This is a genomic window from Caproicibacterium amylolyticum, from assembly GCF_014467055.1.
In the GTDB taxonomy this organism is placed as follows: domain Bacteria; phylum Bacillota; class Clostridia; order Oscillospirales; family Acutalibacteraceae; genus Caproicibacterium; species Caproicibacterium amylolyticum.
Genome location: NZ_CP060696.1, coordinates 1887320 through 1909550 on the forward strand (window position 1 = coordinate 1887320; position 22231 = coordinate 1909550).

Genomic DNA, 22231 nt, shown 5'->3' on the forward strand with positions numbered 1-22231 from the left:
CTTTTTTTACACTCAAAGTGTACCGAAAATACGGTCCCCTGCATCGCCAAGGCCCGGCACAATGTAACCGTGTTCGTTCAAATGGTCATCCACAGAAGCACAGTACAGCTTTACATCCGGGTGAGCAGCTGTAAACGCCTTAATTCCTTCCGGCGCGGCAATAATGCACATAAACTTAATGCATTTCGGGTGGCTGCGCTTAATAATTGTTACCGCATCAATGCCGGAGCCGCCTGTTGCCAGCATCGGGTCCAGCACAATAACTTCGCGCTCCTCAATGTCACTGGGCAGCTTGCTGTAGTACTCGACCGGCGCCAGTGTTTTGGGATCGCGGTAAAGTCCGATGTGGCCCACCTTTGCGGCAGGCACCATGGAAAGCACGCCATCCACCATGCCAAGGCCTGCACGCAGAATCGGCACGAAAGCCAGCTTGCGTCCGGCAATCACCTTTGTTTTAGCAACCGCCACCGGTGTCTGCGTTTCAACCTCTTTCAGCGGCAGGTCACGTGTGGCTTCGTAGCACTCCAGCATAGCAATCTCACTGACAAGCTGGCGAAAATCCTTACTTCCTGTTTCTTTGTCCCGCAGGTAGGTCAGTTTGTGCTGAATCAGCGGATGGTCCATAACGAATACATTTTCACAGTTTTCCATTTTCTTATCCTCCCGAACAAAACTTCAAAGATCTCCGTTTTCAATTGCAGTAATTTCATCCAGACGGCGCTGGTGACGGCCACCCTCGTATGGGGTATCCAAATAGATTCCAACAAGTTCCACTGCCTGCTCCGCGTTCAGCACACGGCCGCCAAGGCAAAGGCAGTTGCAGTTGTTGTGGCGGCGGGTCATTTCCGTACTGTAGGTTTCCGTGCAGACTGCTGCGCGGACACCGTTCACCTTATTAGCCGCAATGGACATACCAATGCCGGTGCCACAGCAGAGGATTGCGCGTTCGCACTGTCCCTCTGCCACACTATGGGCAACTTTTGCCGCAATCGGCGGATAATCCACGCTTTCTTCACTGTCTGTTCCAAAATCCTGATATTCAATCCCGCGGCTTTCGAGATAACTTTCAATTACTTTTTTTAACTGAAATCCACCGTGGTCGCAACCAATAGCTAACATATTCATTTCCTCCGTTATGAATTTATTAAGTTATATCTTTTTATGGTCTGCAGCCAGCATCGCATAATACGAAATATCTGCCAGACCCTGGTTGTTGCATTTAAATTGCCGCAGGGTGCCTTCATACTGCATCCCGCATTTTTTCATAACCATGCCGGAATGCGGATTTTTTACGTCATGGCACGCCTGCACGCGGTTGGCACCTACTTCATCAAAAAAGAAATCCATGACCGCCCGCAGTGCTTCTGAAACGACTCCCTGATGCCACCAGGTTTTACCGATGCAGTAGCCGATTTCAACAGTTTGCGTATCCTCATCTACATGAACTGCGGCGATGCTGCCAATCGGTTCATCCCCGTTGCTTTTCAGTGTAACCGCCCACTGGTAGTCTGCCGGACTTTCGTAATCCTTCACCCATTGCTCCAACACTTTTTGACTCACACTTGTGTCTGCGTGTGTCGGCCAAGTCAGAAATTTTGTGACTTCCGGGTCACTTGCCCAGTTGCGAAACATGGGTTCGGTATCTTCAAGCGTAAAGCGGCGTAAAATCAGGCGCTCCGTTTCAAGCTGTTTGGTTCCCAAGTGTGTCATGGCCTTCTCCTTTCCGCTCAAAGTATATTTTACTTGACCGCGGTGAAGAAAAGACGCGGAAACCGGAAGATGATTTCACCATTTTTCTGCATGGGATATGCTTTCTTCACCCCCGCAAGCACTTCACTTTCCAGTTCTGCTTTCTCCGCGGCATTTAGAACACTGAGATAAGGGCGCAGGCCGGTGCCGCGATACCACTCAATAATTTCATTGTAAGAATGCATTCGGTGAAAATACGTTGTCTGCCACATTGTAAAATCCGATGCATTTTCGGCAAGCACGTCAAAATATTTTTCAGCAGAAAGGGTATGAAAAATGCGCGGCTGTGCAAACTTTTGCTTCCATTTTTCACTTTCCGCAATCGCAAAAATAATCTTATAAATCGGTTCCGTCTGATTGACCGGCACCTGCACCGCCAGCATGCCGCCGGGACGAAGCATTCGCAGCATTGCTTTCAATAAACCGGCGTTGTCCGGTATCCACTGGATGCACGCGTTGGAAAACACGATATCAAAATTTTGACCAAGCGATGGCAGTTCTTGCGGAACATTGCAAAGCCGGAAATCAATGCCGCTGTGTTCCTTTGCGGCTGTTTTCAACATATCCGGTGAACTGTCCGCACCGATAATCTGCGCGTACGGATACTTCTGCCGCAAAACTGCTGTGCTGTTTCCCGGGCCGCAGCCGATGTCAACAATCCGCGCGGGTTCCGCCGCAGTCAGCCGTGCCGCCAAATCGGCCGCAGGCTGTGTGCGTTCTGCCTGAAACTTTAAATACTGTTTTGAATCCCACTTCTGCAAAATGCTTCACCTGCTTTCTTTTGCTGTTCAATTGATAAAAATTTCAATGCTTCACTTTTAAAGAGCGCTGTGCCTGCGGCGGGCGCAGATAGACCGGCATCAGCTCTTCCGCAGAAACCAGATTGCCTGATTCCGCTGCACGCGCGGCACAGGCGGCTGTACCACACGCACGCTGAAAGCGAATCGGTTCCGGCGCAAGGCGGACCCCGATCGTCTCAAAAGCCTCTGATTTTGCGCAAAGTTCCGCGCCGTCGCCAACTAACACTACTGGCATCGTATATTTGGCGCACTCTGCCGCCAGTTCGTCAATGGACAAGGCCCTGTCCGGTGTCAGACGGCGCATTTCACCGTTTTTAATTTCAAATAAGGCATTGTAAACCTGCCCGCAGCGGGCATCCATCACACAGCAGGCAGTGCAGTCCAGCACCCGCAGATTTTCCGCCATTGCTTCCAGCGTGGAAATGCTGGCGCATGGCTTATTCTGCGCAAACGCCATTCCCTTGATGCTTGCAACACCAATGCGCACACCAGTAAAGGAACCCGGCCCGGCAGTAACGGCAAATACGTCAATCTGCTGCAAGTACACCTTGGCGTACTCTAGCACACCGCAGATCATTGGCATCAACGTCTGGCTGTGAGTCAGCTTGACATTGGTAAAACATTCGCCCAATACTTTTCCATCCTGCCAAATGCAGGCGGAGGCTGCCCCAGCAGAGCAGTCAATCGCTAATATTTTCATGGTAACTTCCTTGTTTTACAGAGAATCAAAAATTTCCGGAGAGGGCGCTTCTATTGTAATAATGCGGTCATCGTCTCCCGTGCCGCGTGCAAATGTAAGATACACCGCTTCCGGCGGCAGCGCAGCTTCAATGTTTTCGCTCCACTCAATCACCAGAACGCCGCCGTCCTCCAGATAGTCAAAGTAACCGGTAGAGGAAAGGTCATCCCAGCCTTCTACCCGGTACATATCAAAATGATACAGCGGCAGGCGTCCACCGTCATAAACGTGCACAAGCGCAAAAGTCGGGCTGGAAATCCCTGCTTCAATGCCCAGTCCGGCAGCAAGCCCACGGGTAAAGGCGGTTTTTCCCATGCCCATCGGGCCAAACAATGCCAGCACTTCTCCGCCCTGCAGCTTCTGTGCTATGTGCTTTCCGAGTGCTTCCGTTTCTGCGGCAGAAGCGGTTTTTATTTGGTGAACTGTTTTTTCTGTCATTAAAACAGCCCCATAATACGGCCGTCATCCGTTACGTCAATTTTTTCGGCAGACGGTACCTTCGGCAGCCCCGGCATAATCATAATATCACCGGCATAGGCAACCACAAAGCCGGCACCGTTAGAAAGTTTTAAGTTGCGGATATTCAGCGTAAAGCCCTGTGGGCGGCCAAGCAGAGAAGCGTCATCTGAAAGGCTGTACTGCGTTTTCGCAATGCAGACCGGCAGTTTATTGCCGCCAAGCACTGCAATATCTTTCAGCGCTTTCTTTGCTTTTTTAGAGTAAGCAACATCCGCCGCACCGTAGATTTCTGTGGCAATCCGTTCAATTTTTTCTTCAATGGTGCTGCTGTCCGGATACAGACAATGGAAATTGCTGTCCTTTTCGCAGGCAGCCACAACTTTTTGTGCAAGCGCAGTTCCGCCCTCTCCGCCTTTGGCAAATACTTCGGAAAGTGCAAAGTCCGCACCCTGCTCTTTGCAGTACTGTTCAATAAACTGCAGTTCCTCGGCAGGATCCGTGTCAAAGCGGTTGATTGCCACAACCACCGGTACCCCATACTTGCGCATATTTTCGATATGCGCGCCAAGGTTTACAATACCTTTTTTCAAAGCTTCCATGTTCGGTTTTGCGGTGTCCGCTTTCGGTACGCCGCCGTTGTACTTCAGCGCACGGTCAGTTGCTACCAGCACGATTGCGGAGGGAGCAAGTCCTGCCAAACGGCACTTGATATCCATAAATTTTTCAGCACCGAGGTCACTGCCGAATCCTGCTTCTGTAATGCAGTAATCCGCCAATTTCAGTGCAATGCGGGTGGCACGCACGCTGTTGCAGCCGTGCGCAATATTTGCAAAGGGTCCGCCGTGCATAATTGCTGGTGTATTTTCCAGTGTCTGTACCAGATTCGGATTAATGGCATCTTTCAGCAGTGCTGCCATAGCACCTTCCGCGTGCAGGTCTTTTGCGTAAACCGGTTCTCCTGCTATAGAGTAGGCAACCAAAATTCTGCCAAGGCGCTCTTTCAGGTCATGAATATCCTTTGCCAGACAGAAAATCGCCATGACTTCACTTGCAACGGTAATGCAGAAACCGTCCTCCCGCACGAAGCCGTTGATTTTGCCGCCTAAACCAACCACCACACTGCGCAGTGCGCGGTCATTCATATCCATGCAGCGGGAAATCAGGATGCGGCGGGTGTCAATCTGCAGCGCGTTGCCCTGATGAATATGGTTGTCCAGCATGGCGCAGAGCAGATTGTTTGCCGCGGTAATGGCGTGCATATCTCCTGTAAAGTGCAGGTTGATGTCCTCCATCGGCACCACTTGTGCCCAGCCGCCGCCGGCCGCACCGCCCTTAATGCCGAACACCGGGCCAAGGCTTGGCTCCCGCAGTGTTACCACAGCCTTCTTGCCGATTTTTGCCATTGCTTCTCCCAGTCCAACGCTGGTGGTTGTTTTACCCTCACCCGCCGGCGTTGGATTGATTGCTGTAACGAGCACCAGTTTCCCGTTCGGTGCATCCTGAAGCCGGTCAAACAAGGATTGATTCAGTTTTGCCTTGTAGCGTCCATAAGGCTCCAGTTCTTCTTCCTTTACGCCGAGTTCTCCGGCAATCGCCGTGATAGGTTGCATGTTCGCCTGCTGTGCGATTTCGATATCTGTCACGATACGGTCCCTCCTTGCACATTCTTGTTTATCAGTATAGCACAACACGGGAGATTTCGGAAGCATGGATTCCTTTACATTTGCAATTTTGCCGCATCTGTTTTCATGTATACTGTGTTTTCTCCCTTTCTGTGGTAGAATGAAAAGGAAAAGAAATTTTCATTTTGTAAGAAACTTGTAAGAATTCCGGCAGTTTCTTTGTAAGAATTCTGCGGTACCATAAAAGCACAGGAGGAGAAAAAATGAACAAAGACAAAATACTGGTTGTAGACGATGACCGGGAAATCACAAAGGCAATCGCGCTGCTGCTGCAAAAAGAGGGCCTTGCCGCCGAGTGCGCCTACGACGGAATGGAGGCGCTCGAAAAAGTGACGGACCCGCAGGTCTGCCTCTTGATTATCGATGTGATGATGCCAAAGCTGGACGGCCTTTCCGCTGTGCTGCGTATCCGCGAAAAACGCAACCTGCCAATTCTGGTGCTTTCCGCAAAAAGTGAGGATTCCGATAAAATTCTCGGTCTTTCCATGGGCGCGGACGACTACATTACAAAGCCGTTTAACCCAATGGAATTAATGGCACGGGTAAAGTCCCAGCTGCGGCGGTACAAAACGCTTGGCAGCCGAAACGAAGAGCAGCGGCAGGGTATTCTGCGCACCGGGCGGCTTGCCTTTAACCCGACAGCAAAGCAGCTGACCGCCGACGGCGAGGCGATTCACCTGACCGCAACGGAAACAAAGATTGTCGCGCTGTTGATGGAAAACCTTGGGCGTGTCTTTTCCGCCGAGGAAATCTACCGCCGCGTATGGGACGAGGACGCCTACAGCGTAGAAAACACAGTGATGGTACATATTCGGCGCATCCGCGAAAAAATCGAACTAAATCCAAAAGAACCTGAATACTTAAAGGTGGTGTGGGGACTTGGCTACAAAATTGAAAAAATACTATGACGAACTGCGGCAGACACCCGCTGATTCTAAGAACTGGCGGAACATTGGCTTTGTGGGCTGGCTCAGTTTTTTCCTGAGCATCAGTATTCTGCTGACCATTGCCGGATGTTACTTTGGTCCGCGCGCCGCGGCGGCCATGGGCGGTTCCTCTTACGAGGATTTGATGCAGGATGACTACAAGAATACCAGCCTTTTCAGAAATTCTGTGGTATCCGGTATTTATTCGATGGCTTATGTAAACGCAGACGGCAGTTGCTTTGGTGACATTGACGCTCCCTATAGTTATCATTCCTATTTCTCCTCTGACCAAAATCAGGCTATTTTTTCCTGTGCCGCAGTGGAAGATGATAAACTGATTTTTCAACATGCCGGAATGAACTATAATGCATTGCTGACCGAAAATTTCCGTACGCAGTCATTTCTGCTGAAAATTACGCTGCAAAATTTTAAAGTCACAGATGTAAAAATTCTGCAGGATGGCAACATTCTTAAACCAGAAGCCAGTGAATGGATTTTTAAACTCCGCAATAGTTTGCTTGGCATAACAATACCGGATTTTACTGACGAAAACCGTAAAATTACATCTGGGGTAAAATCCGACAAAGGCCGTACTTTCTACTTTACTATCACAGATTCACTTCCCAGCACCAATGTTTACAGCGCTTATGCTACTGAAAAGCAGCTATACAGAGGCATTACCGAAAATTCTGCTTTGCTAGCATTGGCAGTGCTGTTGCTTGCGGTCAGCATCCTCTTTTACCCAGGTAAGCAGAAAGGTGACCGTGCCTTTGCTTCCCTTGTAGGACACATTCCGATAGAGATTAAGCTGCTTCTGCTACTAGTGCTGTATATTTGCCCAATAATGTACTCTACTGGCCATCTGCATATCTTTACCGGTCTCGAAACTCTCCACTTTGCTTTGGTAAATTGCCTGTTTTACCTTTTGTGGTATGTATGGCTCACCTATTTTGTGGTAAACGATATTCGATACAAAACCTTTGCAAAGCATAGCATTATCCGCCGCCTGTGGCAAACCGCGCACGGCGCGGTACAGCAGAACAATGTAAAAACACCGCTTGCAAAGCAAATTCAACGCTGGCTGCTGCCGCTTTTCGTTTTGGTAGACATCTGCATGGTGCCATGTGTACTTTTCTTCGGCCTTTCAGACAACATCTTTGCTACTAGTTCCGGTTATCACCATTTACTGCGCCTTATCTTCTTCGGTGGACTTGCCGCGGCTGTCATTTATTTGGAGTACCGCATCTGGAAAAAGTCGAAATTTCTCGGCACACAAATGGCAAAGCTGACGGAACAGATTCGGCTGATTCGCAGCGGTGCACAGCCGCAGCCAATCCACGTTGGCGGATGCGACCAGCTTTCCGCAGCGGCGTATGACCTGAATGCGGTACAGGACGGCATTGAAGCCGCCGTGAATGAGCGCGTGCGCAGTGAGCGCATGAAAGTGGAACTGGTGACCAACGTCAGCCATGACCTAAAAACACCGCTGACCTCCATTATTAGCTACGTTGACCTGCTGGGGCAGGAGGAACTTTCCCCTACTGCCCGCGATTACGTACAGATTCTGGCACAGAAAAGTGACCGGCTCAAGGCTATTGTGCAGGATGTGTTTGACATTTCCAAAGCGGTCAGCGGCAACCTTGCCGTAAATAATAAAACACTTGACCTTGCAAAGCTTCTGCGCCAAACGCTTGCGGATATGGATGAACAGATTTCGGCGGCACCGCTCACATTCCGCGTGCAGCTGCCGGAACAGCCGGTATGGATTTACTCAGATGGTGACCGACTGTATCGCGTTTTCCAAAATTTAATTCAAAACGCTGTGCAGTATTCTTTGGAAAACTCACGGGTGTACATCACGCTGGCGGTTTTGCAGGGATACGCCCACGCAAAAGTGCGCAACACCTCTAAACATGAAATTGGTGACGCTCAGGCGCTGCTGGAGCGTTTCACCCGCGGTGACAAAAACCGTACCACAGAGGGCAGCGGCCTTGGCCTATCGATTGCGCAAAGTTTTACACAGGCCTGCGGCGGCACGTTTTCCGTTTCCGCCCAAGCTGATCTGTTTATAGCCGAAGTTGTTCTGCCACTTGGGCAGGCACCTCAAACAAACAATTCATCCGGTACGGTTTTGGAGCCCGTACTGGCCGACAGCCCCAAAAACACAAATACACCTGCTTCTTAAAAATACACCAATTACAAAGCATATCTTTTTGGCACAAAATTCCGCCCGGCACCGCCCTTTTGAAACATCTTTGGGGTAGTGTGCCGGGCGATTTTGTGCTATAATAATTTGGAATACGTTCCGTGTGGAAAATTCATGCGGCGAAAGGACGTGTGCGATGCATAACTTTGGCTCACGTGCAGCTGAATATTTTCGGCGCACTGATAAACTGCTTTGGATTGTCATGCTGGCAATTTCTGCTTACAGTTTACTGCTGTTAAAAACTGTTCCCAAAACGGGCGGCGGCCGCAGTTTCTTCTCTGTACAGCTGATAGCTATTGTTATTGGTTACATTGGTGCAATTATTTTAACTCTGATTGACTACCGCTCAATCAGCAATTACTGGTACTTGGTCGGTGTCTTTTGTATCTTTTTAATTTTGCTGACATTATTTAAAGGCATCACCATTGAAGGTTCTGACGGTGTACAGGCAAAGGCATGGCTTGCGATGCCGGGCGGACTGACTTTTCAGTCCAGCGAGCTGGTCAAAATCGGATTTTTAGTTACCTTTGGCAAGCATTTGGACATGCTTCAGGAGCGGGATGAACTGAACAAGCCGCTGCATGTACTGCTGCTGACCGCGCACGCGCTGATTCCAATGGGCTTGGTACATTTACAAAAGGATGACGGCACCGCCATTATTTTCGGTTTCATGTTCCTGTTTATGGCTTTTTCCGCAGGCATTAAATTGCGCTATTTTGCAGCGCTGGGCGGGATAATTGCTGTCATGCTGCCAGTTGCATGGAACTTTGTACTGGCAGACTACCAAAAAACCCGAATGCTGATTTTCCGCCACCCGGAGACCGACCCGCAGGGATATGGGCTGCAGCAGCTTGCAGGAAAAATGAGTATTTCCAGCGGTCAGCTGACCGGACGCGGCTTGTTTGTTTCCCCGCGCGTCAATTCCAGTGTTGTGCCAGTACAGGAAAGCGACTTCGTTTTCTCAGTGGCAGGTGAGCAGCTTGGTTTTGTTGGCTGTGTAGCGATTATCTTTCTGCTAATTACGCTGCTGCTGCTGTGCCTGCGCAACGCACACCGTGCCACTGATTTGCAGGGCAGCAGTATCTGTATGGGCTTCTTCGCTATGGTGTTTGCGCAGACGCTGTTTAACCTTGGGATGTGCCTCAACCTGCTGCCAGTTATGGGCGTAACGCTGCCGTTTTTCAGTTACGGTGGTTCCTCCGTGATGTGCCTGTACTTCGGCTTTGGATTGGTACAAAGCGTGATGATTCACCGCGAAGACGGCCGCAACAGTCGACGGCTGTTTGAATAAGGGACAAACAGCGACCAAAACTTTTTTCTGAAAAAATTATATAAAAATCCGCTTCATGCAAAACGCAGTAGCTTTGCTTAAAGCGGATTTTTTATAGTCAAAACATTTATCAGAGCAGCGAAAGCTGCTTCTGTGGTGTACACAAAAAGCTGCAGGGGCAGTTCTGGCGTAAGGTCTGAAACGCTGCTTCTGCCTTTTCTTTCGTATCAAACAGTCCAAAAACTGCCGAGCCGGAACCGGTCATGCAGGCACCCAGCGCACCGGCCCGCCGGAGCTGCTGCTTTAAATTCTGTATCTGCGACAAATTGACAACCGCTTCAAAAGCATTGCCGAACGCTTTACCAAGCTCCTGCAGACTGTTCATCTGCAGTGCCGCAAGAACACCGGGCGTATATGGTTCCGGTAAAGCTGCCGTCTCATCGGCGCGGCGGTACGCCTGTGCGGTATCTACGCCAACCGGTGGCTTGCATACCACAAACCAGCACGGCGGCAGGGATTCGAGCGACGTCAGCACTTCTCCGATTCCCTCCGCAAGCGCTGTTCCGCCCTGCACACAGAACGGTACATCCGCACCAAGGGTTTCTGCCATCTTATACAATGTTTCTGCGGGAAGCGAATGCTGATAAAGCCGACACAGGCCACGCAGAGCAGCGGCGGCATCCGCACTTCCGCCGCCCATACCAGCCTGACTCGGAATATGCTTTTCAACTAAAATCGTCACGTTCCTATCCGGCTCATCGGTTAGCTCAAAGAAAGCCTGCGCCGCGCGATACACAAGGTTGTCCTTTCCTTCCGGTGCCGCGGGGTTGCCGGACAGGATCCGGCTCTGGGCACAGTGCACCTGCAAACCGCCGGGCACACGCTCAAAAGCAAGCGTATCACACAAAGAAACACTTACGTTAACCATGCGCAGCAGATGGTACCCGTCCGCACGCTTTCCTGTAATGTCCAGTGCCAGATTCAGCTTTGCAAATGCGGGTTCTATCAGCACGGAAATCCTCCTTATAATGTATCAGCGTGATGATTCTGTACAAAATGGCCGATGCGGGAAAGTGCTTCTGTAATATGTTTGATGCTATAGGAATAGGAAACGCGCACAAAGCCTTCGCCGCAGTCGCCAAATGCAGAGCCGGGAACTACTGCAACATGTTCTTCCTGAATCAGTTTTTCACAAAAATCGTCGCTGGTCAGACCAGTGGAACGAATGCATGGGAAAATATAGAACGCGCCTTCCGGCTCAAAGCAAGTAAGTCCCAATTCGTTAAAACCGTCCACAATCAAACGGCGGCGCATATCATACTGTTCACGCATATAAGCGCTGTCGTTGTCACCATTTTTCATGGCTTCCACCGCCGCGAGCTGACTCATGGTCGGTGCGCTCATAATTGCATACTGGTGCAGCTTGGTCATCTGTTTAATAATAGGGGCCGGGCCAAGCGCGTAACCCAAACGCCAGCCGGTCATAGCAAACGCTTTGGAAAAGCCGTTAATGACAATCGTGCGTTCCTTCATATCCGGAATCGCCGCAAATGAAACATGGCGTGTGTCACCGTAAGTCAGTTCACTATAAATTTCATCGGAAAGCACCATGATATCTGTACTCCGGAGAACGTCTGCAATCGCATTCAGATGTTCGCGGCGCATCACCGCACCGGTCGGGTTGTTCGGATACGGCAAAACCAGCAGCTTGGTTTTGGGCGTAATTGCTGCTTTTAACTCCTCCGGCGTCAGCCGGAAGCTGTTTTTCGCCTTGGTTTCAATAATGACCGGCACACCGCCAGCCATTTCCGTCAGCGGCTGGTAACAGACAAAACTTGGCTGCGGAATCAGCACTTCATCGCCGGGCTGAATCAGGCAGCGCATGCAGCCGTCGATTGCTTCACTGCCGCCGACTGTAACCAGACATTCCGTTTTTGGTTCATATTCTAAGCGGTAATGATGGGCAAACCAGCGGCAGATTTCCTCACGCAGCTCAATAAAGCCGCGGTTTGGGCTGTACCAGGTTTTTCCGTCCTCCAAAGATTGGATGCCCGCCTGCCGAATGTGCCATGGCGTAACAAAATCGGGCTCGCCGATAGAAAGGGAAATGACATCTTCCATTTCGTTTGCAATATCAAAAAATTTCCGGATGCCGGAGGGCTTCAGCGCCTGTATCTCCGGATTAAGCCGGTTGGAATACTCAATCACAGGAAAGGTCCCTCCTCCCGTCCGTCTCCTCGGCGGCGTTCATAATAATGCCGTCTGCCTTGTAGCGGGTCAGGACGAAGTGCGTGGCTGTAGAAAGAACGCTGTCCAGTGTAGAAAGACGGCGCATTACGAACATGGCAACTTCCTGCATGGTGCTGCCGTGGATAATGACGGCAAGGTCATAGCCGCCGGAAACTAGGTAAACGCTGTCCACTTCCGGCAAGCTCATGATTTTATTGGCAATTTCATCAAAGCCGCGTTCACGTTTCGGGGACACGCGCAGTTCAATAATAGCAATGGCGTTGTTGCCATCCACCTTTTCCCAGTTGATAATTGCCTTGTAGCCGCGAATTACGCCATTCTTTTCATATTCGGTAATGGCGTTGCTTACATTTTCCTCAGTTTCATTGAGCATAACGGCCAGCTGTTTGGTTGTAAGCCGGGCGTTTTCATTCAGCAGTGTCAGAAGTCTATCCATTGCATTCACTCCTCATACATATTTCCCGAGCAAAAAGCTGCACGGACTTTGTTTTTTACAAATTTACTCTATCATAACACAAAACCCCGCAAAGCGGGGTGATTTTTTGCAGAATCTTACGAGAATTTTCGGTTTGCCGAACAAAGTCCATACTATGAAATAGGATACATGTCTGGCTCGCGGCCGGTGTAAACCGCAAAGTGTGTAAAGCCCAACTTTTCCAAAAGCCGCAGGCCATCTTCGATTCCGCTGCCAATGTCGCCCCACCGGTGGGCATCACTGCCCAAGGTGACGCGCTTACCGCCAAGCTCCCGGTAACGTTCCAAAATCGGCCTGTCCGGCAAAGTTGTGCCGATACGCTGGCGCAGACCGCTGGTGTTTACCTCCAGGCTTTTGCCCTGCCGAATCAGTTCCTGCAGCACAGCATCAATTTCCTGCTTGTATGGTTCGTAGCTGATTTCCATGTTGTTATGTTCACCGTGCGTGTAACGCCACGGATAGGTCATGTGTGCAAGCGAATCGAACTTTCCCCACCGCACCATTTCTAACATTTCTGCAAAATACTGATGCAGCAGCTCATGAATATTACACTTTGTGTAGTCTAAATCATAAAAATCAGGTGTATCCTTTATATTGTGGATACTGGCAAGCACAAAATCATAGTCACACAGGGAAAGTGCCTCTTCCGAAGCAGAATGATCCTGCAGCGGCTGGCCCAGCTCAATGCCTGCGCGAACGTGCAGTCTGCCGCGGAAAGCAGCAGCAGCCTTGCGTGCTTCAAAGTAAGACTGAAGCACCACTTTGTTGTAGCCTTTGTCCCAATATTCATTACATTCACAGTGGTCGGTCACTGTCAGGGAAAAAAGGCCCTGACGCACCGCACTGTCACACAGCATCATGGCGGAATCCTGCCCGTCAAAGCTGCAGTCCGTGTGGCAGTGTGAATCTGACATATAACGATACCGCATTTTTTGCCTCCTCTCTGTTTCCGCCGGAAAATACCGCAGCGGTGGAAATAGAAACTACCCGCAGTTTGTTGCTGCAGGCAAAATACCGTATTTATATTGTAACATATTGGTTCAAGGAATCCTACAGCTAAGGTTCACGTTTCGCCGCACCGCCTGCGAAATATTTTGAACACTTTGACAAGGCATTGACAAGACTGTGAAACTCGTTCATAATATGTTTATATTATTTTGCGCAGTAAAGCGCAACAAAAACCGGAGGAAAATAATATGCGTGCTGTCATAACCGTTCTTGGCAAAGACATGGTCGGTATTTTGGCCAAAGTTTCTGCCATCTGTGCCGAAAACAGTGTAAACGTCGTGGAAGTTACTCAGTCCGTTCTGCAGGACTTGTTTGCCATGATTATGCTGGTAGATATTTCCACAAGCAAAGTTCCCTTCAGCCAGCTTTCCGACACCTTTGTCGCACTTGGTGAAAAGGAAGGACTGACCATTCACGTTATGCACGAGGATATTTTTAATTCCATGCACAAAATTTGATATTTTCAAAAGATTGGGACGGTGAGAACATGATTGATACCCATGATATACTGGAAACAGTCCAGATGATTGACAATGAAAATCTGGATATTCGCACAATTACAATGGGCATTTCCCTGTTGGACTGCATTGACAGTGACCCGGACCGCGCCTGCGACAAGATTTACGACAAAATCTGCCGCTATGCCGGCAAACTGGTGCAAACCGGCGAAGACATCAGCAAGGATTACGGCATTCCAATCATTAACAAGCGCATTTCGGTAACGCCGATTGCCATGATTGCCGGTGCCTGCCCAGGCCGCGACCCAGTACGTTTTGCAAAGACGCTGGACCGCGCCGCAAAAGAAGTCGGTGTGGATTTGATTGGCGGTTACTCCGCGCTGGTTCAGAAAGGCTTTGCACCCGGTGACTACGCACTAATTGAAAGCATCCCGCAGGCACTTGCCGAAACTGAACGTGTCTGCTCCAGTGTCAACGTCGGTACCACAAAAGCCGGCATCAACATGGACGCTGTAAAAAAGATGGGGCAGATTGTTGTGCGGACATCTAAAGCAACCGCAGATCAGGGCTGCATTGGCCCTTCCAAGCTGGTCATCTTCTGCAACGCTCCGGAGGACAACCCCTTTATGGCCGGTGCATTCCACGGCACCGGTGAACCGGACTGTGTCATTAACGTTGGTGTTTCCGGCCCAGGCGTTGTGCGTGCGGCTCTGCACAAATGTCCGGACAGTGACCTGAGCGAAGTCGCCGACATCATTAAAAAGACGGCTTTTAAAATCACCCGCATGGGGCAGTTGGTTGCACAGGAAGCCAGCCGTCGGCTGTGCGTACCCTTTGGCATAGTTGATTTGTCACTGGCACCGACCCCTGCCGTGGGCGATTCGGTTGCTTATATTCTTGAGGAAATGGGTTTGGAAAGCTGTGGTGCCCACGGCACTACCGCCTGCCTTGCCCTGCTGAATGATGCCGTGAAAAAGGGCGGCATTATGGCAAGTTCTCATGTTGGCGGCCTTTCCGGCGCGTTTATTCCGGTTTCCGAGGATGCGGGTATGATTAATGCCGCTAAGTGCGGTTCACTGTCTATCACCAAACTGGAAGCCATGACCTGCGTGTGCAGCGTTGGATTGGATATGATTGCCATTCCCGGTGACACTTCTGCAGATATTATTTCCGGTATTATTGCGGATGAAGCGGCAATCGGCATGGTGAATTTGAAAACCACCGCTGTGCGTGTCATCCCCGCTCTAGGGAAAAAAGCCGGTGACGACCTGAACTTTGGCGGATTGTTCGGCCACAGCCCAGTTATGGAAGTAAACCCGTGGTCTCCCAAAAAATTCATTGACCGCGGCGGACGTTTGCCTGCTCCTATGCAAAGTTTGAAAAACTGAATTGAAAGCAGCTGCATTGGTATTTGTTACCGATCAGCTGCTTTTTTATACTGTATATCATTCTTGTGTAGAAGTTACGTGTATGCATTCATAACTATAATTTATGAATGCATAATTTAATTTCATCCTTTTATTCTTCTCCTGCCGAAATTTTGTAGTAAAAGTCGATAAGAATTAGTTAAACAACTGAAACTGGATTTTCGTTCACAGTTTAGAAACAAATCGGTATGAAAGAGTGATATAATGCTGGGATGAGCGTAACCTATATAATAAGTATAGGACCAACAAGCTAGGAGGCGCTGTTCATGAAGGATATGATCAAAGAGATCGTAGACATTGACCGCGAAGCGCAGCAGATTACCGATGCGGCTCAGCAGAAAAAGCTGAGCTCTGCTGAAGAAGTCGCCAAACGCCGGGAAGAGATTCGTGCTCAGTATCTTGACCGTGCACGCAAGCGCATCGCAAAAAATGAGCCGGCGGAGCGTGCTTCTGCCGAAAAAGAATGGGAAAAGACAGAAACACACTACGCTGCAGTCCGTGAAAAGCTGGAAGCGGACTATCAGAAAAACGGCGACCAGTGGATAAAAGAGCTCGTCAGCCGCGTGTTGGGAGCGTGAAAAAATGTCGAACACTGCCATTGTCAGTAAAGCGCGCGCCATGTACGGCCGCCGGCTGACACAAAGCGACTGGGAAGCGCTGCTTGCCTGCTCCTCTGTAGCGGAGGCAGCCGCCTACCTAAAGTCCAGCACAGCGTACGGTTCTGTACTCAACGGCATCAATGAAAGCAGCATTCACCGCGGCGAGTTGGAAGATCTGCTGCATCAGCGGCTCATGCAGGAAACTCTGCGCCTAAGCCGCTATGATTTGGGCATAGGTGAGCACACTGCAAACTACCTGCTTGGGCAGATAGAGGTTGACCAAATTCTTCATGCGGCCATCCGCATCAACTCCCATCAGGAAACCGATCTGACCCCGCCAAACCCTTACCTGAACAGCCACACTCGCTTTGACCAGCGGCTTGTGGATCAGGCAGCCACCTTTGAACAGCTGCTGGAAGCAGTACAGGGAACCCACTATTATAAGGTTCTGCTGCCTTTCCGCACTGCGGAAGGCGGTATGCAGAACTACACCGGGTTGGAACATGCATTGCTGATGGATTTATATACGCAGCTGTACAAGGTGATTGGCAAAGAATCACATGGTACAGAACGTAACGCTCTGCACGAAATGTTTGATGACATGGCCGACCTGCAGAATTATGCGAGAATCATCCGATTAAAGTCTTACTACCATGTTACAGATTCTCAGCTTCGCGCGTGCCTGCTGCCCTTTGGAAAATTGCCGAAAGCAAAGTTGGAACAAATGATTGCAGCAGATACACCGGCGCAGGCCACCGCAGTCATGGCAACCACACGACTTGGCAAGCGGGCATTTCAACTGCCGTATGACCTGCCGGGCGACTTGGTACTTCAGGTCCGCTATCGGGAATGCCACCGGAACATTTTCTTTAGTTCCGAGTCCAGTGTCGTGATGCTCTCCTACATCTTCCTGATGCAGACAGAACTAAACGGCCTTATCAATCTGATTGAGGGACTGCGCTACGGTGTTTCCAAAGCCGAAATCAAGCGGCTGCTGAATCCCTACGAATTTGGATGAAAGGAGAATCTGAATGTGGCTGTAATAAAGGTCAAAGTTGTCAGCATCATCGGCAGAATCGGTGAACTTGACAACGTTACGGAAATCTGCGGACGCAGCGGCGTGTTCCATCCCGACCACGCGCTCCAGTTTTATGACAGCGCTGAGCAGTTTTCGCAGTTGAATGAAGAAAACCCGTTTTCCTCCTCGCTGCAAAAACTGTTTGATTCTTTAAGTGTCATTGGTCAAACTCCCACCCTGCTGCCGGAAAAGGAAATTCGGAATCTATCCATTGTGTCCCAAGAAGCGCAGGACTATGTTTCATATTTTGCTCACAGCATGAATGACCTGCAAACCGAGCGGGCAGAAACGCAAAAAGGAATTGATGCCTGCGTCCAGGAAGCGCAGGACATGTCCCACTTTGTAGGCATTAACCTGAATCTGGACGAAATCCGCGAGTGCAAGTTCATCAAGGTGCGCTTCGGTTCCCTGCCAAAAGAAAGTGCGGAGTCCCTGAAAACAACCTATAAAGATAATCCCTATGTCACGTTTTTCCCCTGCACAGAGGATCAGCGGCATCTATGGGGCGTGTATATGTGCCCGATTGACCAAATTGCCGAAGTAGACAAGATTTTCAACAAACTGTATTTTCAGCGGCTGCGGCTGCGGGTGATTGCCGGCACGCCGGAAGAACTTGTAAAATCCCTGAAAGAAAAAACGGGCGAACTAAAAGCACGTCTGCAAGAGCTGCAGCAGAAGGCAGATGCTTTCTGGGCAGCAGAGCAAAAGCATTTTACAGAAGTTTATTCCTATCTTGCGGAGCGCAGCACTTACTTTGGTGTACGGCATTATGCCGCTTCCTACCATGACAGTTTCATTTTAACAGGCTGGGTTCCGGCAGAAAGTGAACGAAGTTTTACCACTGCGCTGGACGCACTTCAAACCGTTGAATACAGTTTGGAGGATGCCGACAACGTGCTGACACATTCGCCGCCGGTCAAGCTTAAGAATCACTCCATTGTGCGTCCGTATGAATTCTTTATCAATATGTACGGACTGCCAAACTACAAGGAAATTGACCCAACCCCGCTAGTCGCCATTATCTTCACCATTCTGTTTGGCGTCATGTTCGGCGATGTTGGACAAGGCTTGTGCCTTGCATTCTTTGGTTATTTCTATATGTGGAAGCACCGCAAAATGCCAATTGGCAAAATCCTGCTTCCCTGCGGTATTATGGCGACGCTGTTTGGCTTTGTGTTTGGCTCATGGTTTGGCAACGAACATTTTCTGGATCCGCTCTATCACGCCATGGGCTTTGCCCAAAAACCCATCAGCGTTATGGAAGGCAGCACAACCATAACCATTATTTTGATTTCCGTTGGTGTTGGCTTTGTCTGCATCTGCATTTCCATGCTGCTCAATATCTACTCCAGCTGCAAGCGCAAAAACTATGCACGTGCGCTGGTCGGGCAAAATGGTGTTGCCGCACTGGTGTTTTACCTTGCATTGGTACTCGGCCTGGTTGGCCAGGTGGTAACGGGAAAACAAATTGTAACTGTTCCCTACCTGATTTTCCTGATTCTGTTGCCGCTTGCCATTGTGTTCCTGCAGGAAATGTTCACAAGCATGATTCACCACGAAAAATTCCAGCCGGAAAGCTGGGGGCTGTTCTTTATGCAGAGCTTTTTCGAGTGGTTTGAATTCCTGCTTTCGCTGATGAGCAACACCATTTCATTCCTGCGTATCGGTGCATTCGTACTGGTGCATGCGGGTATGATGACCATGGTCGTTACCTTGGCACAGATGGTTGACCCCGCACTTGGTTTTGGCTGGTACGCCGTCATGGCCGTGGGCAATATCTTTGTCGGTGTTCTGGAAGCACTGCTGGTCAGCATCCATGTGCTGCGCCTCAACTTCTACGAAATGTTCAGCCGCTTCTATGACGGTGACGGCCGTGCATTTACACCAATTCATGTTAAAGGTCTGCTGAAAGCATAACCCGTAAATATTAACGGGTCTTGCATAAACTATTTATATTTTATTTATTTGGAGGAATCAATTATGCTGTTCAATGCAATTCTTCTCGCAGTTCCTGTCGTATTTCTGGTCGCTTCCGTTGCGCTTTCCGTGCGCGCTGTAAACCACGGCAGAAAGCCGAAAACCGCTTTGATGGCTCAGGTTTTTGCCTGCCTGCTGGTTGCAGCAGTCTGCATCGCAGCTCCTATGGGTGTACATGCGGCCACCGGTGCTGAAATGAATACCACCGGCCTGATTGCAATGGCTCTGGCCATTGGTATTGCCGGCATCGGCAGCGGCATTGCTGTTGGCCCCTCTGCAGCAGCAGCTATCGGCGCTACCAGCGAAGACCCGAAGAACTTCGGCAAGGCCATTATCTTTGTTGCTCTTGGTGAAGGTATTGCTCTGTACGGCTTGCTGGTTGCTATCCTGATCTTCACAAAGGTCTGATGAATCATGCGCTTTTATTTAATCAGTGACAACGTGGACACACAGGTTGGCATGCGCTTAGCAGGCATAGACGGTGTGGTTGTTCACACAGCAGATGAGGTTAAAAACGCACTGAAGGAAGCTGTAGCCATGGATGATGTTGCGGTCATTTTAATTACCGCAACCCTGCTGGCCCTGTGCCCCGAAATGGTGTATGACCTGAAGCTGAAAATGAAGCGCCCGCTGATCGTCGAAATCCCCGACCGGCACGGCAACGGGCGCACCAAAGACTCCATCACCGAGTATGTCCGCGAGGCAATCGGTGTAAAAATCTAACCGGGGAGGCTGCAGATGGATATGACTGAGGAAAAAGTTTTCAACAGTGACGAAAAAGTCAGCAAATTCCATGATGCCATCAACCATTACGCCACCGAACAGCGCAACAAAATTGAGCAGGAAGTGGCCGAGTACAAGGCACGTGAACTGGAAAATGCCGAAAAAGAAGTTTTAAACGAAGCCTACCGCCTGATTCAGGCGGAAATGGCCGATATGCGTAATAAAATTGCCCGCGAAATGGCACTGCGTGAGCAGGATGCCCGCCGCGAACTGCTTACACGCCGCCAGCAGATTACCAACGAGATTTTTGCCAAGGCAACCGATGCTATGAAAGCATTTGCCGCCTCTGACAAATACGATGCGTTTCTGACCAAAGCTGTTAAGGAAGCGGCACCGCTGTTTCACACAGAAGACACTGTTTTCTGCATGATGCCCGGCGATGAAGCACATCAGCAGGCCGTAAAAGCGGCATTTGGCGGCAGTTGTACATTCGCAGAAGATAAAACCATCCACCTGGGCGGTCTGCGCATTATGAGCAAGAGCCTGGGATTGACCGCCGACCAGACGCTGGACGCTATGCTTGAAGATCAGCGTGACTGGTTTGAAACACATTCCGGCCTGGCCGTAGTTTGATGAGGGGTGAGCAGATGAATAATGACGTAATCTTTGGCATCAACGGCCCGGTCATCACCGTAAAAGACACCCACACATTTGCCATGGGCGAAATGGTTTACGTCGGCAAGGAACGCCTTGTCGGTGAAATCATTGGTGTGAACAGCAAAATGACCACAATCCAGTGCTACGAGGAAACCACCGGCCTGCAGCCGGGCGAACCGGTAACAGGCACCGGTGCTTCCATGAATGTTACACTGGGGCCCGGCATTCTGGACAATATTTTCGACGGCATTGAACGTCCGCTGAAAAAAGTTGCTGAGCAGTCCGGTGCATTCATTGCACGCGGCTGTGCCGTATCTTCCCTGAATGAAGACCGCCTGTGGAATGTTTTTGTAACCGTAAAGGAAGGTGACAAACTTTCCGGCGGCGATATTTACGCAACCTGTCCGGAAACACAGATTATTGAGCACCGTTGCTTAGTGCCGCCGACGCTTTCCGGCACTGTCACCAAAGTAATGCCGAACGGCAGCTACAAGGTAAGCGACACGGTTGTAGAATTGACAGACGAAAACGGAGACGTACACAGTCTGACACTCTGTCAGCGTTGGCCTATCCGTACTCCACGCCCAGTTAAGGCACACTTGCCTATCAACATTCCGCTGATTACCGGCCAGCGTGTCATTGATACCATGTTCCCAATCGCCAAAGGCGGTGCTGCTGCAATTCCTGGCGGCTTCGGCACTGGCAAGACCATGACCCAGCATCAGCTGGCAAAATGGTGCGACGCTGATATCATTATTTACGTTGGCTGCGGCGAACGCGGCAACGAAATGAGTCAGGTCCTGGAGGAATTCAGCGAACTGATTGACCCGAAGAGCGGCCGCCCCATGACCGACCGTACCGTACTGATTGCAAACACCAGTAACATGCCTGTGGCCGCCCGTGAAGCTTCCATTTACACCGGCGTTACACTGGCAGAGTATTACCGCGACATGGGCTACCACGTAGCAATGATGGCTGACTCCACTTCCCGCTGGGCTGAGGCTCTGCGTGAAATCAGCGGCCGTCTGGAAGAAATGCCTGCTGAAGAAGGCTTCCCGGCGTACTTGCCCAGCCGTCTGGCAGAGTTTTACGAACGTGCCGGCATGGTGGAAACACTGAACGACAAGCAGGGCTCCATCACATTGATTGGTGCTGTTTCCCCTGCGGGCAGTGATTTCTCTGAACCTGTTACGCAAAATACCAAGCGTTTTACTCGCTGCTTCTGGGCACTGGACAAAGCACTTGCCTATGCGCGTCACTATCCGGCTATCAACTGGATGGAAAGCTACAGCGAATATCAGCCTGACCTTGAAAACTGGTACAATGAAAACCTTGGTCCTGATTTTGTAAAGTACCGCCAGGGTATCAATGCGATTCTGCAGGAAGAGAACTCCCTGATGGAAATCGTAAAGCTGATTGGTGCCGACGTTTTGCCGGATGATCAGAAGTTGATTATCGAAATTGCACGCGTGGTGCGTGTTGGTTTCCTGCAGCAGAATGCGTTCCATCAGGAAGATACGTTTGTGCCGCTGAAAAAGCAGGAATTAATGATGAAAGTCATCCTGCACCTGTATGAAAAAGCAAAGCAGCTGGTCAGCGCAAGTGTGCCGATTTCCAGCATTCTTGCAACCGGTCTGTTTGACAAGCTTGTAAAAATTAAGTATGATGTCCCGAATGACCGCCTGGATATGTTCGACGATTACATGAAAGAAATCGACGAAGCCATGGCCGGCATCGTGACCGCATAA

23 protein-coding genes are annotated in these 22231 nt (G+C 50.1%); 12 read left to right on the forward strand and 11 right to left on the reverse strand.

Going from position 1 to position 22231, the window contains the following annotated elements; genetic code table 11:
• Window positions 1-12 precede the first annotated feature (12 nt).
• From upp to H6X83_RS09100, 7 genes are read right to left on the reverse strand one after another with little or no spacing between them, the layout of a single operon-like run.
• Window positions 13-651 (reverse strand): uracil phosphoribosyltransferase, encoded by a 639-nt coding sequence (upp, locus tag H6X83_RS09070; RefSeq protein WP_212506172.1) that lies wholly within the window; start codon window positions 649-651, stop codon window positions 13-15.
• A 24-nt stretch (window positions 652-675) separates the two neighbouring features.
• Entirely contained in the window at window positions 676-1119 is a 444-nt protein-coding gene (gene rpiB / locus H6X83_RS09075; protein WP_281390884.1) for a ribose 5-phosphate isomerase B, read from the reverse strand.
• A gap of 30 nt (window positions 1120-1149) precedes the next feature.
• The gene (locus H6X83_RS09080) at window positions 1150-1710 is read right to left on the reverse strand and encodes a GNAT family N-acetyltransferase (RefSeq protein WP_212506174.1); all 561 of its coding nucleotides are present in this window, start codon (window positions 1708-1710) and stop codon (window positions 1150-1152) included.
• Between the two features lie 29 nt (window positions 1711-1739).
• Window positions 1740-2510 (reverse strand): methyltransferase domain-containing protein, encoded by a 771-nt coding sequence (locus H6X83_RS09085; protein ID WP_212506175.1) that lies wholly within the window; start codon window positions 2508-2510, stop codon window positions 1740-1742.
• A 43-nt stretch (window positions 2511-2553) separates the two neighbouring features.
• The gene (gene tsaB, locus H6X83_RS09090) at window positions 2554-3249 is read right to left on the reverse strand and encodes a tRNA (adenosine(37)-N6)-threonylcarbamoyltransferase complex dimerization subunit type 1 TsaB (RefSeq protein WP_212506176.1); all 696 of its coding nucleotides are present in this window, start codon (window positions 3247-3249) and stop codon (window positions 2554-2556) included.
• Between the two features lie 15 nt (window positions 3250-3264).
• Window positions 3265-3726 (reverse strand): tRNA (adenosine(37)-N6)-threonylcarbamoyltransferase complex ATPase subunit type 1 TsaE, encoded by a 462-nt coding sequence (gene tsaE, locus H6X83_RS09095; RefSeq protein WP_212506177.1) that lies wholly within the window; start codon window positions 3724-3726, stop codon window positions 3265-3267.
• Window positions 3726-5393 (reverse strand): formate--tetrahydrofolate ligase, encoded by a 1668-nt coding sequence (locus tag H6X83_RS09100; RefSeq protein ID WP_212508546.1) that lies wholly within the window; start codon window positions 5391-5393, stop codon window positions 3726-3728. Before H6X83_RS09100 ends, tsaE begins: the two co-directional genes overlap by 1 nt.
• Before the next feature lie 239 nt (window positions 5394-5632).
• Between H6X83_RS09100 and H6X83_RS09105 the strand changes: the two genes are divergently transcribed.
• From H6X83_RS09105 to H6X83_RS09115, 3 genes are all read left to right on the forward strand, one after another.
• Window positions 5633-6337 carry a response regulator transcription factor gene (locus H6X83_RS09105; RefSeq protein ID WP_212506178.1) on the forward strand — a complete coding sequence of 235 codons (705 nt, stop codon included), beginning with the start codon at window positions 5633-5635 and terminating at the stop codon, window positions 6335-6337.
• Window positions 6309-8540, forward strand: coding sequence for a sensor histidine kinase (locus tag H6X83_RS09110; protein ID WP_212506179.1), 2232 nt, complete (start codon window positions 6309-6311; stop codon window positions 8538-8540). The genes H6X83_RS09105 and H6X83_RS09110 overlap by 29 nt, the downstream gene beginning before the upstream one ends.
• A gap of 157 nt (window positions 8541-8697) precedes the next feature.
• Window positions 8698-9852: an FtsW/RodA/SpoVE family cell cycle protein gene (locus H6X83_RS09115; RefSeq protein ID WP_212506180.1), complete on the forward strand. Its 1155-nt coding sequence runs from the start codon at window positions 8698-8700 to the stop codon at window positions 9850-9852.
• Between the two features lie 109 nt (window positions 9853-9961).
• Here the strand turns inward: H6X83_RS09115 and ispE are convergent, their stop codons facing one another.
• The 4 genes from ispE to H6X83_RS09135 all read right to left on the reverse strand — a co-directional run bounded on the left by ispE (window position 9962) and on the right by H6X83_RS09135 (window position 13485).
• On the reverse strand, window positions 9962-10843 hold the full coding sequence (gene ispE, locus H6X83_RS09120; protein ID WP_212506181.1) for a 4-(cytidine 5'-diphospho)-2-C-methyl-D-erythritol kinase: 882 nt from the start codon (window positions 10841-10843) through the stop codon (window positions 9962-9964).
• 11 nt (window positions 10844-10854) lie between these two features.
• Entirely contained in the window at window positions 10855-12039 is a 1185-nt protein-coding gene (locus H6X83_RS09125) for a pyridoxal phosphate-dependent aminotransferase (RefSeq protein ID WP_246419158.1), read from the reverse strand.
• The gene (locus tag H6X83_RS09130; RefSeq protein WP_212506182.1) at window positions 12032-12517 is read right to left on the reverse strand and encodes an Lrp/AsnC family transcriptional regulator; all 486 of its coding nucleotides are present in this window, start codon (window positions 12515-12517) and stop codon (window positions 12032-12034) included. Before H6X83_RS09130 ends, H6X83_RS09125 begins: the two co-directional genes overlap by 8 nt.
• Before the next feature lie 152 nt (window positions 12518-12669).
• Complete coding sequence (locus H6X83_RS09135) at window positions 12670-13485, reverse strand: histidinol-phosphatase HisJ family protein (protein ID WP_212506183.1); 816 nt, start codon at window positions 13483-13485, stop codon at window positions 12670-12672.
• 267 nt (window positions 13486-13752) lie between these two features.
• Here H6X83_RS09135 and H6X83_RS09140 point away from each other — a divergent pair, with 267 nt between their 5' ends.
• The 9 genes from H6X83_RS09140 (at window position 13753) to H6X83_RS09180 (ending at window position 22231) form a co-directional block, all read left to right on the forward strand.
• Window positions 13753-14022, forward strand: a complete 270-nt coding sequence (locus H6X83_RS09140) for an ACT domain-containing protein (RefSeq protein WP_212506184.1) — start codon at window positions 13753-13755, stop codon at window positions 14020-14022.
• A 29-nt stretch (window positions 14023-14051) separates the two neighbouring features.
• Window positions 14052-15410, forward strand: coding sequence for a PFL family protein (locus tag H6X83_RS09145; protein WP_212506185.1), 1359 nt, complete (start codon window positions 14052-14054; stop codon window positions 15408-15410).
• A 305-nt stretch (window positions 15411-15715) separates the two neighbouring features.
• Window positions 15716-16027, forward strand: coding sequence for a hypothetical protein (locus H6X83_RS09150; protein ID WP_212506186.1), 312 nt, complete (start codon window positions 15716-15718; stop codon window positions 16025-16027).
• A gap of 4 nt (window positions 16028-16031) precedes the next feature.
• Window positions 16032-17066, forward strand: coding sequence for a V0D/AC39 family V-type ATPase subunit (locus H6X83_RS09155; protein WP_212506187.1), 1035 nt, complete (start codon window positions 16032-16034; stop codon window positions 17064-17066).
• A 15-nt stretch (window positions 17067-17081) separates the two neighbouring features.
• The gene (locus tag H6X83_RS09160) at window positions 17082-19043 is read left to right on the forward strand and encodes a V-type ATP synthase subunit I (RefSeq protein WP_212506188.1); all 1962 of its coding nucleotides are present in this window, start codon (window positions 17082-17084) and stop codon (window positions 19041-19043) included.
• A 63-nt stretch (window positions 19044-19106) separates the two neighbouring features.
• Entirely contained in the window at window positions 19107-19511 is a 405-nt protein-coding gene (locus H6X83_RS09165) for an ATP synthase subunit C (protein WP_212506189.1), read from the forward strand.
• Window positions 19512-19517: 6 nt separating this feature from the next.
• Entirely contained in the window at window positions 19518-19826 is a 309-nt protein-coding gene (locus tag H6X83_RS09170; RefSeq protein WP_212506190.1) for a V-type ATP synthase subunit F, read from the forward strand.
• 15 nt (window positions 19827-19841) lie between these two features.
• Window positions 19842-20459, forward strand: coding sequence for a V-type ATP synthase subunit E (locus tag H6X83_RS09175; RefSeq protein ID WP_212506191.1), 618 nt, complete (start codon window positions 19842-19844; stop codon window positions 20457-20459).
• Window positions 20460-20473: 14 nt separating this feature from the next.
• On the forward strand, window positions 20474-22231 hold the full coding sequence (locus tag H6X83_RS09180) for a V-type ATP synthase subunit A (RefSeq protein WP_212506192.1): 1758 nt from the start codon (window positions 20474-20476) through the stop codon (window positions 22229-22231).